General features: G+C 41.1%; 9 protein-coding genes. 6 read left to right on the top strand and 3 right to left on the bottom strand.

Features of this window, described 5'->3' with window-relative positions; all coding sequences use genetic code 11:
* Positions 1-15: 15 nt before the first annotated feature.
* Entirely contained in the window at positions 16-774 is a 759-nt protein-coding gene (locus NPA43_RS03745) for a DUF817 domain-containing protein (RefSeq protein WP_099727677.1), read from the bottom strand.
* Positions 775-969: 195 nt separating this feature from the next.
* On the opposite strand from NPA43_RS03745, the gene NPA43_RS03750 reads away from it, so the two are divergent.
* Positions 970-1,476 (top strand): DoxX family protein, encoded by a 507-nt coding sequence (locus NPA43_RS03750; protein WP_230031546.1) that lies wholly within the window; start codon positions 970-972, stop codon positions 1,474-1,476.
* 40 nt (positions 1,477-1,516) lie between these two features.
* Here NPA43_RS03750 and NPA43_RS03755 read toward each other — a convergent pair whose 3' ends face one another.
* Positions 1,517-2,104: a YjgB family protein gene (locus NPA43_RS03755; RefSeq protein ID WP_249705284.1), complete on the bottom strand. Its 588-nt coding sequence runs from the start codon at positions 2,102-2,104 to the stop codon at positions 1,517-1,519.
* A 97-nt stretch (positions 2,105-2,201) separates the two neighbouring features.
* Positions 2,202-4,184 carry a lipoteichoic acid synthase gene (locus tag NPA43_RS03760; RefSeq protein WP_230031548.1) on the bottom strand — a complete coding sequence of 661 codons (1,983 nt, stop codon included), beginning with the start codon at positions 4,182-4,184 and terminating at the stop codon, positions 2,202-2,204.
* Positions 4,185-4,761: 577 nt separating this feature from the next.
* Here NPA43_RS03760 and NPA43_RS03765 point away from each other — a divergent pair.
* The 5 genes from NPA43_RS03765 (at position 4,762) to treC (ending at position 11,958) form a co-directional block, all read left to right on the top strand.
* Positions 4,762-6,420 (top strand): pyridoxal phosphate-dependent decarboxylase family protein, encoded by a 1,659-nt coding sequence (locus NPA43_RS03765; RefSeq protein WP_256499388.1) that lies wholly within the window; start codon positions 4,762-4,764, stop codon positions 6,418-6,420.
* Between the two features lie 31 nt (positions 6,421-6,451).
* A complete protein-coding gene (locus NPA43_RS03770) occupies positions 6,452-8,176 on the top strand; it encodes a methyl-accepting chemotaxis protein (protein ID WP_230031550.1) in 1,725 nt (574 codons plus the stop codon).
* A 79-nt stretch (positions 8,177-8,255) separates the two neighbouring features.
* Positions 8,256-8,642 carry a DnaJ family domain-containing protein gene (locus tag NPA43_RS03775; RefSeq protein ID WP_256499389.1) on the top strand — a complete coding sequence of 129 codons (387 nt, stop codon included), beginning with the start codon at positions 8,256-8,258 and terminating at the stop codon, positions 8,640-8,642.
* 163 nt (positions 8,643-8,805) lie between these two features.
* Complete coding sequence (treP, locus tag NPA43_RS03780) at positions 8,806-10,242, top strand: PTS system trehalose-specific EIIBC component (protein WP_256499390.1); 1,437 nt, start codon at positions 8,806-8,808, stop codon at positions 10,240-10,242.
* A gap of 15 nt (positions 10,243-10,257) precedes the next feature.
* Positions 10,258-11,958: an alpha,alpha-phosphotrehalase gene (treC, locus tag NPA43_RS03785; protein ID WP_256499391.1), complete on the top strand. Its 1,701-nt coding sequence runs from the start codon at positions 10,258-10,260 to the stop codon at positions 11,956-11,958.
* Position 11,959: the final 1 nt, after the last annotated feature.

Here is an 11,959-nt window from a genome sequence, read left to right on the forward strand (position 1 = left end):
AAGCGTTCAGCCAGGTCAAATGGGCTGAACGTTTTTTTGTTTGCGTTGTTCGATCACCAGAACAATACTGATGACAACAAGTAAAAACCATGAACTGATTTTCCCTAGATGTACGAGAGACCAAGCGTGCTGTTGATTTGGATATTGCCATGCCCCTAAAAAGGTAGTGACATTTTCAGCAATCCAAATGAAAAAACCAATCAAGAGAAATGAAACAACAAGCGGCATTCGATAGGTAGATGAACCGACCTGAAAGGAAACCGTCGTTTTTCGAAACACTACAACAAGGAGCAATGTCAGCCACCAGCGGAGATCATAGATCCAGTGATGAGTAAAGAAATTTAGATAAATACACATACTGATTCCAATCGAAAAAAACGGATGAGGCCAGGCCGTCACCTCTACGCGAAGTCGTGAAAGTGCCTGATAAATATAGCTTGCCACGCTCGCATACATAAAGCCGCTATAGAGAGGTACCCCAAAGATTTTCGTATAAGCATCCTCAGGATAGGACCAAGAACCCATATGTACTTTGTAAATTTCTAAACCTATTCCAATGAGATGAAATAAACAAATGACCTTCAGTTCAGTCAACGTCTCTAGCCGAAGCGTCAGCATGAGGATCTGTGCCATGAGACAAAGCAGAAGAATGAAATCATAGCGATGAAGAAAAGGAATAGTTACCGTTTTCGATAGTGCAAGTGCTGCAAAGATCATGACAGGGAATAGACATGATATGGCCTGTAAATAAGCGAAATGGAATAATGTTTTCATACATGTTCAAACCCCTTTTATTTGTCTGAAATGACTTAGACGGTTAAAGGAAGGGAAAAGTTTACCTCGACTAGATATTCATGAACAATTTGTGAATATATATGTGAAAAAGATCACAAATTAGATGTTACATAGTATAATAAGATCATAAAGAAAATGTGAAATATTTCACATAAATTAAAAGGGGGCATCATCATGTTTACAAAATTCTTACAAACGAATGTGTGGGCAGCCGTTATACTTTTGGCAGCAAGACTTTATATCGGATGGACTTGGCTGACATCTGGTATTGGAAAACTAACAGGCGGATTCGATGCATCAGGGTATTTGCAATTTGCGATATCTGAACCCGTTGTCAAAGATGGCCATCTTGTTTATCCGTTCTATGTATGGTTTTTAGAAAATGTCGCCTTGCCAAATGCTGGACTATTCAGTGCGATGGTCATGTGGGGAGAAATCTTAGTTGGTCTAGGGTTAATTGTTGGATTGTTCACAACAACGGCAGCCTTTTTCGGTAGCGTGATGAATGTCTCTTTCTTACTTGCTGGTACCGTCTCTGTCAACCCACTCCTTCTTCTGATTGCTGTCATCATTATGGCAGCGAAAGGAAACGCAGGGAAATTTGGTCTTGATTATGTAGCAAGTCCAGTCTTCAAACGAACAATAAAAAGAAAGCCGCATTTAGAAGTGGCATCATCATAAAGAAAAGCATCCTCAGCTTATGCTCAGGATGCCTTTTTATTTAAGAATCGGCTTTGATGAGATTGATATGCAGGACAGTGAGCTCGTGCTGGCTGATATCTGGATCATGTCCGACGATAAATTCGAGCTCATAATCACCGGTTCGGTAAACGTATTTCTTCTCTTTTGTTTGTGGGATGGTGCTCACTGAATCGGCCGGTCCAAGCTGTTTCTTTAATAGGGAAGGGGTCATTCCGCCGATATTCGTTTCTTTTTCTACATTTGTTCCGAAATAACGTATTTCGTCAATTTTGCCTTTTTTGTCATAGTGAAAAGCAAATCCTGGATTCCCCATTTCAGCATGATACAAATCAAAGCTACTTTGACCTGTTTCTGGATAAGGCTGTCCGAGCTTATGATGAACGTCTTTTTTTGTTTGAACGCCTATTTTGAGCCCTTCTGCATAGTAGGGCATTTGTCCTTTATTCGCCAGCTTATAAATGCTGTTTAGTGAGGCTTGAGGACCTTGGGGAATGGATTGTTCTGCCGCCGTTTTGGTTATGGCGTGTGCTGTGATCGCAGGGCTGAAACCGAATAGGGCGGAAGAAGCAAGTGAGGCAGTCACGATAAAAGCTGCTGTTTTTTTCATGATAAATCCCTCCTTGATCTCCTATACCCGGTGCAATCAGGATCAAACGTCAAAAGAACCAGCTGATCAGGATCGGCTGGTTCTTTGATTGAGAAAGTTACTTTGAAGAAGTGCTGGATTCATCTTTGGCGGAAGAGGAATCTTCTTCATCCTGTACTTTCTTTGTATAGTCATACTCATTGCGGTCAATCGGTGTAAAGCCTTTAGGCTTGTAGAAACGGAGTAAATCTTCTGTGACGATCTTATCAGATGTCTCTAGCATCTTTTTCACCGTTTCATTTTCTTGCGATGCTTTTTCAGTTGGCTCGATTTTCTCGCCTGTTTTGTTGCTGTAATAGTTATTGCCTACTTTCGTGTAGTCCTTGGACACGAAGTCTCCATTTCTAAATGGCACAAGCTCTTTGAAGTTCTTCGATAAGATATCAGAACCAGACATTAAATAGTTCTTCGTATCATCGCCGAGCAGGTGCAGAAGGGTTGGAGCGATATCGACTTCACCAGAGTATTTATGAATCTGTCCGCCTTTTACGCCTGGCACATGAATAAAGAGCGGCACACGCATGAGCTGGGCATTTTCATAATCTCCAATTTTTTGTCCAGTCACTTTTTCCATCGCTTCATTATGATTTTCCGAAATGCCGTAATGGTCTCCGTACATAATGACCACTGTATTGTCATATAGACCTGATTTTTTCAAGTCTTTGAAGAACTGTTCAATGGCTTCATCTAAATAATGAGCAGATTGGAAGTAGTTATCGACGACAGAGTCTCCGAAATCACCAGGTTCGAAATCGGTATCACCTTCATCCATGCCAAATGGGAAGTGGTTCGATAACGTAATGAATTTCGAATAAAACGGCTGCTTCAGATTTTCAAGCATTGGCATTGATTCTTTGAAGAACGGTTTGTCTTTCAAACCATAGTTCTTCGTATCTTGCTCGTTCATATCGTAGTACTCAGAATCGTAAAATCTGTCATATCCAAAGGACTTAAACATTTCATTACGGTTCCAGAAGGTTTTCGTATTCCCGTGGAATTCTGCTGACGTGTATTGATCCTTCTTCAAAATGCCGGGAAGTGCCTGATACGTATTTTGCGCTTTGTTAATAAAAACAGAGCCTTGTGATAATGGGAATAGCCCAGTATCCATCATAAATTCGGCATCAGATGTCTTACCTTGTCCAGTTTGATGGAAGAAGTTATCAAAATAAAACGTTTTGTTGTCATGTGCCAATGAATTAAGGAATGGAGTGACTTCTTTTCCGTTCACCTTATAATCAATGACAAAGTTTTGCAGAGATTCAAGAGAAATCGTAATCACGTTCATGCCCTTCGCTTTTCCGTAATAAGCCGGGTTTGGATCAGCACTGTTCGCCTTTAAATAATTCTCTACATCTGTCACATCATTTGAATTTGCCAGTGCACGCTGGCTGTTTGATTTCACATTTTGAATGGCATCAAACACGGTAAAGTTATAAGCACCCAAATATTTGACTAAATAATTGCGGTCGAACGATCTTGACAAAAGCTCTGGACGATCAATCTCTGCAGCGACTAAGTTGAGAACAAAGATCACAACAGAGGACGCAAGAACGAGTCTAAACGATTTTGACTTTTGAACAGGTACAGTTGCTGTACTTGTTTGCTGCTGCCTTTTCATGCGGACTGCGAGTACGATCAAGATGATTGTATCGATAAAGTAAAACACATCAGTCCAACGCATGAGTGAAAATGCACTATCACCTAATTGTCCGCCATTCGTTCCTGCCTGCATCACAACAGGCAGCGTGATAAAGTCATTGAAGAATCGATAGTACACGATGTTTGCGTAAAGTAAAAAAGACATGAAAAAGTGAATCACAATGATAGCGGCAGGCTGCCATTTTTTCTTGAACAATAAAGCAAAGCCAAGAAAGAACAAGCTGGAGCTAATAGGATTCACGAAAAGCAAAATATGCTGAAGCATATTTGATATACCAAGTTTGAATTCGATTAAATAAGCTGTATACGTTTTGAGCCAAAGTAGGATGGCCGCAATCACAAAGAAACCGAGGCCTCTTTTTTGAATAAATGTTTTCATATAAACACTCCTTTTCTCCGTTATACGGAAGAGGCGGAACGAAAGAAAACGAACCATTAGAATATACCACGAAATCCGCAAATAGAAAAGTCATAACCGATGAACTACGTGTTCAGCCTGTCCGAGCAATATAAGGAAAGAAATCGAAAATATTCGATCTTCGAAAAACTTTTTATGAAATTTATCCTAATATTAACAGAAAATTCAGTAATTTTCCTGTTGTTATATCAATAAAACAGGTAAAAAGACACAAGTCTAAAGAATTAATTTGATTTCTACAATGGTGATTTCGAGAGAATTTCCAGTGTTTATTAATGTTTATGCAAGTTAAGTAAAAAAAATGAGTCAATGAACAGTGAATGATGGTGGATAAAAATTCCTGCTAGATAATATATTGATATATTTTGTTGTTTCACAAAAAAATGGTTTTTATTTGTTTTGTAAGGGTTTTGTTAATTTTGATGAGTGAACAAATTATCTGAATATACTTAAGTGGACATTTTGAGACTATAAACTTTTCAATTGAAGTCGATATAGAGATTGACAGGAAATCTTCCATTGAAAGGATTGATAGTATATGACTGTACGAGCTGAGAACCTCGTTCAGAACTGGTTTCCGAGTGAGGACGGAAATGCAGAAGAGCGTAAAGAATTCATCAAATTAATGGAACAAATCATTTCAGGGGTCGATCACCTGAAGGATCCGAACCGTGCTCACCTAAAAGGTGAAAAGAGTCGTGGGGAGGATTTTTATCAAAAGCTCACTGAAACAAGTCAAATTCCGGTGAACGGACAACAAGCGGAACTTGTGAATGAAGAATTACTTAAGCTTTTACATAACCATCCATACCACACAAAGTATTTCTTCACGAACATTTTGCCAATGGCAAGTACACCAGGAATTCTAGGCATGCTGACGGCGATGCTGGTAAATGGAAACAACCTATGGGATGTTTATGGACCAGCAGGTGCGGAAGCTGAGGTCAGAGTGGTCTCAATGATGTCTAAGCTCATCGGATATGATCCAAATGTGAGCGGGGGATACACAACATGGGGAGGTCAGGGGGCTATTTTCTCAGGGCTTCGTTTAGCGATTGCGAAAGTCGCACCGGAGTCATTACGAAAAGGTGTCCCGCAAAATCTTTATGCGTTTTGTTCTGATGCAGCACATTACAGCCTATTTAAGTCAATGGAAGCAACCGGACTTGGCACAGACAATTTAATCAGAATTAAGACAAATAATGATCATTCAATGGATATGGAAGATTTGCGTTGTCAAATGGAACGTGTTGCGCAAAATGGGGGAATTCCCGTTTATATTGTGGCAACAACCGGAACAACAGATGCCATCGCAATTGATGATGTAAAAGGGGTACGTGAAACAGCAGAAGCCATTGCTGAGAAGTATGGTCTAAAGGTGCCGCATATTCATGCAGATTCGGCGCTTGGCGGATTCTTTGCTTTCTTTAATGAGTATGATGTATCTAAAAACCCGCTGAAATTCTCAGACGGTGTTCTTCGTATGCTAAAAGAAATCAAAGTGAAATTCCAGCATCTCTCTCTTGCAGACACGATGTGCTTTGATTTTCAAAAGCTCGGTCAAACACCTTACACATCCAGTTTATTCTTAGTGAAAAACGCTGCTGACTTAAAGCGTTTGGACCTAGAAGAACAAGAGACACCATATGTTGGACATAGAGGCTACGGGGAATACCATACGGGTTATACACTTGAATGCTCAAGAATGGGAAGCTCTATCAGCATGCTGAGCGTGCTGTTAACGTTTGGGATTGAAGGATACCAGCGCTTGCTCGGTCAATTTTTAGAGGTGAACCTTGCATTCAGAGCAGCACTCAGTCAGGAAATTCCGCAAGCAGAAGTCGTAAACGATGGCAACGTCGGAATGGCTACATTGTTTAGAATTTACCTAGACGGATCTCCGCGCTTTAAAGAAGAGATTTCCGGAGAGGCGACTTCAATGGAAATTGAGCGGAACAATCAATTGAACAAAATGCTGTTTGAAAAGCTTGGAGAGAAAAGAGACGAAATGTTCTTTGGCGATACAACAAAGTTTTTACTTGTGAATGCGAAAGAAGGCCAAGAATTTTATCTAAGTGTAAGTAAGTTTTTTGTGATCTCACCTTATACGTTACCGGAGCATATCCCTCATATCGTATCTTATTTAAAAGACGTGATTGCATCTGTTTGTGGACAATTTGAAAGTGTACATGCTTAAATCAAATCTGAGAGTGGAGATGTAGAAAAAAATGGCGAAACAAAGGAAATTTGGAGGACTCACGATATCCTCCAAAATCATGTCAGTCGTTGTCGGCACATTACTCGCAACCGTTGCACTATTCGTTCTAACATTTTATTTAGTCAGCCAGGATTTATCATCCCAGTTATTAAAGCAATTTGATTATCGGTTAACGACAGATATCGATACAGCTAAAAAAGAGATCGACAGTATCGATGGAAACGTCCTAAGCATTAGCGGGAAGGACGATCCACTTTATATCGAGATTAAAAAGAAAATCACAGAGCTTCAAGAAGATCATACGCTTGAGAACTTATACGTATTATCAAATAAAGGCGGCAAGGAAAGAATCATTGTGTTAACTGGGGAAGACAATGATTTTGATCAAGATTATGTATTCTCAGATGAGATGAAACAAGCTCTTTCTGAAGATAAAATGGTCAAAAGTGATATTTACAAAGATTCATTTGGAACACATAAATCAGTCTTTTTACCAATCAAAGATTCAGGCGGTGAGCTTACTGGTATTCTAGGAATTGATTTAGATGCGTCTGTTGTGCCAGAAACAACGAAGAAGCTGACGATCTATATCACGATTGCATCTGCTATTGTGCTCATCGGCGGATTACTCTTCTCATTCTTCATGGGAAGAAGAATTGCGAAGCCAGCACGTTCATTGATGGAATCAGCGAACCGTATTGCAGATGGCGATTTAACTGGAATGGTAGAGGTTGAAAGTAAAGACGAGATCGGTCAATTAGCCGCTTCTTTCCAAAAGATGCAGGGACGGATCAAAGAGCTCATTGGGAAGATCTCAAACTCATCAAGCGAAGTATCGAAAATGTCTTCACAGCTTCGCACCGTGACGAACGAATCGAGTCAAAGTGCGCAGCAAGTGTCAGAAGCGATGACGAATATGAGTGAAGGAATTAATGATTCTGTAGCAAATATTACAGACTGTACGACCTCTGTTGCGGAAATCGATACTCAAATTGAAGGCGTAACGAAAGAAGTAGATGAAATGAAATCTGTTTCATCAGAAGTACAAGAGCAGTCAGAATCTGGTCAAAAACTGGTGCAGCATGTCCTTGAGCATCTCAATATGTTACACGACAAGATGACAAACTCAAAGCAGGCAGCAGAAGAATTACAATCACATTCAACTGAGATTGAAAGTGTCATCTCCATTATTACCGACATTTCAGCGCAAACGAATTTGCTTGCACTGAATGCTTCAATTGAAGCAGCGCGTGTTGGAGAAGAAGGAAAAGGGTTTGCTGTTGTGGCTGATGAGGTGCGTAAGTTAGCTGAGCAGTCAGCTGATGCGGCTAAAACCGTTTCAGATTTAGTCATCGGTACACAGGAAAACAGTCAGCGTGTTCTTGAAAGTGTAGAGGAAAGCAGTAAGGCAGTGGAAGAAGGACGTGAGCAAATGGAAGGCACGTCACAGAACTTCGCTGTTATTTATGATGGAGTGTCTCAGTTTGCAAGCAGAACGAACAATTTGCTTCAATCCATCAAGCAGGTAGAACGAGCATATCAAACGATTTCTACATCGATTGAACAAATTTCGGTTGTGTCAGAAGAACATGCTGCGAGCTCTCAAGAAGTAGCGGCAGCAACAGAACAGCAAAGTGCTGGCATGCAGCAAATTTCAAGTGCGATTGAACAGCTCTCTGATATGTCAGAGGACTTGGCCCAGATGGTATCCACCTTTAAAATCGACAAAAAATAAGCAGAAAGCTGGCTCTTGTGAGAGAGTCAGCTTTTTTGCTATGCTTAATCAAATACATGCGGCCGAAAGGAGAAGCGCCATGGATTTTGCGCAGAGATTGTCAGAAGAACGGATCAAAAAGGCGATGGACAATGGAGCTTTTGAAGGATTATCAGGCTTTGGGAAACCTCTGCCAAAGGATGACGCTGCTCATGTACCTGAAGAACTGAGGATGGGCTACCGCATCATGAAAAATGCCGGCTTTGCTGGGGAAGAAACGGCACTTAAAAAAGAACTCATGACCGTCAAAGAATTACTCAAAACCAGTATAGATGAAGAAGAAAGAAAAAAACTTTCTCTCATATGTGAAGAAAAACAAAAACGTCTGGATGAACTCACATCAAAGCGCCAAACGTTTGCCCGTCCAGCCTCCTCCTTTTATAAAAACAGGGTCTACGAAAAATTAACGGAGCATAAAAAAAGATGATGACACGTCGCTGCCTCTAGCACATTGAGGGAGCTTTTTTTATGAAAGCGCTACATTTTATTGTTGACTACATGTATATACAAATATAAAATATGAAGTAAACATGTATATACAAGTTTTTGATTCTTTTTTCTTATAAAAAAACGGTCTCGGAGGGGATAGCATGGCTGATTATCAGGCAGCAGCAGATCAGATTGTGAAAGCCATCGGCGGCAAAGAAAACATTGATCAAGCGACACATTGTGTGACAAGACTGCGCTTTGTGCTGAAAGACGAAGGAAAAGTTGATGAGAAAGCACTTGAACAAATTGAAGAAGTGAAGGGATCTTTCTCAGCGAATGGACAATACCAAGTCGTCATTGGCCAAGGGGTCGTGAATCGGGTATATGCTGAAATGGTCAAACAGACGGGAATTGGGGAAGCAACGAAAGAGGACGTCAAACGAGCCTCTGATCAGAAATTAAATCCATTGCAGCGTGCTGTGAAAACGCTTGCGGATATCTTTATTCCGATCCTTCCTGCTATCGTCACAGCCGGTTTATTAATGGGAATTCATAATATTTTAACAGCTCCTGATATTTTCTTTGATCAAAAATCGATTGTGGATGTGTATCCGGCATGGGCTGATTTAGCGAATATGATCAACCTGATTGCAGGAACTGCCTTTACCTTCTTGCCGGCATTAATTGGCTGGTCGGCTGTGAAGCGATTTGGAGGAAATCCGCTTTTAGGGATGGTTCTTGGACTGATGCTCGTACATCCTGACCTGTTAAATGCGTGGGGCTATGGAGCGGCTGAAAAGTCTGGAGACATTCCTGTCTGGAATTTGTTTGGACTTGAAGTGCAGAAGGTAGGATACCAGGGACAGGTTCTTCCGATACTCGTCGCCTCCTATTTACTTGCAAAGCTCGAATTATTTATGACTAAACGGACACCTGAAAGTATTCAGCTGTTAGTCGTTGCACCGATTACGTTATTACTCATTGGGTTTTTATCGTTTATCGTCATTGGACCTATTACATTTGCGATCGGAAACGTTTTAACCTCTGGACTTGTGACCGTATTCCAGCAATTCGCAGCACTTGGCGGTCTTTTATACGGCGGATTGTATGCAGCGTTAGTTATTACAGGTATGCACCATACATTCCTAGCTGTCGATATTCAATTGATTAACTCAAAATTGCATGGCACGTTCCTATGGCCGATGCTCGCACTGTCCAATATCGCACAAGGATCAGCTGCGCTTGCGATGATGTTTGTCTTAAAAGATGAAAAGCAAAAAGGACTTTCGCTGACTTCAAGTATTTCCGCTTACTTAGGGATTACCGAGCCAGCGATGTTTGGGGTCAACCTGCGCTATCGATTCCCGTTTATTTTTGCACTGATCAGCTCAGGGTTAGCTGGTATGTTTATCGCCTCTCAAGGTGTACTGGCAAGCTCGGTCGGAGTTGGAGGCATTCCGGGGATCTTCTCGATCATTCCGAAATATTGGGGCGCATTTGCAATAGGCATGGTGATTGTGCTGATTGTTCCGTTCATTTGTACCCTTTTATATGCAAAATTAAAAAAGAAGAAGGATTTTTCACAAGAACTTAACTAGTGGTGGTGAAGGAATTTGAATCAACAAACAAACGAACCGTGGTGGAAAAAAGCGGTGGTCTATCAAATTTATCCGAAGAGTTTTTTAGATACAACAGGCTCTGGTACAGGTGATATCAATGGTGTGACGAAAAAGCTCGATTATATAAAAGAACTGGGGGCAGATTGTATTTGGCTGACCCCTATGTATGAGTCACCGCAGTATGACAATGGCTATGATATTAGTGATTATACAAAAATCCATGATATGTACGGCACAATGGCTGATTTTGAGCACATGCTGAAGGAAGCACATGAACGAGGAATTCGTGTCATCATGGATTTAGCAGTCAATCATACATCGATTTTCCATGAGTGGTTTCAAGCCTCGCGTGAGTCAAAGGATAACCCTTATCGAGATTATTATATCTGGAAGGAGCCAAAAGCGGACGGATCTCCGCCGAATGATTGGCAGTCAAAATTTGGCGGTCCAGCTTGGGAGCTAGATGAAGCGACAGGTGACTATTATCTTCATTTATACGATGTCACCCAAGCGGATCTCAATTGGGAAAATAATGAGGTGCGCAGGCAAGTATATGACATCATGCACTTTTGGTTTGAAAAAGGAATTGATGGATTCAGGCTGGATGTCATCAATAACATTTCAAAGGATCAACGTTTTCTGGATGATGCCGGACGATCTGTGCAGGGGGATGGCCGTATGTACTATACAGATGGTCCGAGAATTCATGAGTTCCTGCATGAAATGAACGAGGTGGTTTTTTCAAAATACGATAGCATGACAGTTGGAGAAATGTCTTCAACGAATATCGCAGACTGCATTCGGTATACAAGACCAGATCGGCAGGAGCTCGATATGACGTTTAACTTCCATCATTTAAAAGTAGATTATCCAAACGGTGAAAAATGGGCCATCGCGCCATTTGATTTTCAAAAATTGAAGTCGATTCTGGCTGAGTGGCAGACGAAAATGCATGAGGGAGGCGGATGGAATGCACTCTTCTGGTGCAATCATGATCAGCCGCGTATCGTCTCAAGATACGGTGATGATGGTACGTATCATCAGCAATCAGCGAAGATGCTGGCGACCACGATTCATCTGATGCAAGGAACTCCGTATATTTATCAAGGTGAGGAAATTGGCATGAAGAATCCTCGCTTTGAGAACATTTCGTCCTATCGAGATATTGAGTCTCTCAATATGTACGAAGCCATGCTTGAAAAAGGGAAATCAGAGGAAGAAGCACTGGCGATTTTACAGGTCAAATCAAGAGACAATGCCCGTACACCAATGCAGTGGTCCACAGAAAAAAATGCAGGGTTCTCAAAAGGAACGCCTTGGATTGAGCCTGCCAATAACGACATTTCAGTGGAAGCTTCATTAAAAGACCGCACGTCTATTTTTTATCATTATCAGGCTCTTTGCAGACTGCGTAAAGAATATGATGTGATCACGTATGGCAGCTTCACTTTACTTTTGGAAGATGACCCAAAGGTTTTTGCTTATGTGAGAGAAAGAAAGGATGAGAAGCTCCTCGTGATCAACCACTTTTATGCAGGAGAAGCGGACTTTACGCTTCCTGATGAGCTATTAAAGGATGCAGATGAGATGGACGTTCAAGTCCTGCTATCCAATTATGAGGATGTTCCGGCAGAGATCAAGGGCTTTACGTTGCGTCCATACGAGTCAATCGTTTATCATTTAACCAAACGCTAAT

Origin of the sequence: Bacillus pumilus, assembly GCF_024498355.1 — a bacterium.
GTDB lineage: Bacteria > Bacillota > Bacilli > Bacillales > Bacillaceae > Bacillus > Bacillus pumilus_P.

What these genes read in the sequence shown, in the direction of transcription:
- NPA43_RS03745 (WP_099727677.1), bottom strand. Translation starts at nt 774, where the DNA reads ATGAAAACATTATTCCATTTCGCTTATTTACAGGCCATATCATGTCTA.
- NPA43_RS03750 (WP_230031546.1), top strand. Translation starts at nt 970, where the DNA reads ATGTTTACAAAATTCTTACAAACGAATGTGTGGGCAGCCGTTATACTT.
- NPA43_RS03755 (WP_249705284.1), bottom strand. Translation starts at nt 2,104, where the DNA reads ATGAAAAAAACAGCAGCTTTTATCGTGACTGCCTCACTTGCTTCTTCC.
- NPA43_RS03760 (WP_230031548.1), bottom strand. Translation starts at nt 4,184, where the DNA reads ATGAAAACATTTATTCAAAAAAGAGGCCTCGGTTTCTTTGTGATTGCG.
- NPA43_RS03765 (WP_256499388.1), top strand. Translation starts at nt 4,762, where the DNA reads ATGACTGTACGAGCTGAGAACCTCGTTCAGAACTGGTTTCCGAGTGAG.
- NPA43_RS03770 (WP_230031550.1), top strand. Translation starts at nt 6,452, where the DNA reads ATGGCGAAACAAAGGAAATTTGGAGGACTCACGATATCCTCCAAAATC.
- NPA43_RS03775 (WP_256499389.1), top strand. Translation starts at nt 8,256, where the DNA reads ATGGATTTTGCGCAGAGATTGTCAGAAGAACGGATCAAAAAGGCGATG.
- treP (WP_256499390.1), top strand. Translation starts at nt 8,806, where the DNA reads ATGGCTGATTATCAGGCAGCAGCAGATCAGATTGTGAAAGCCATCGGC.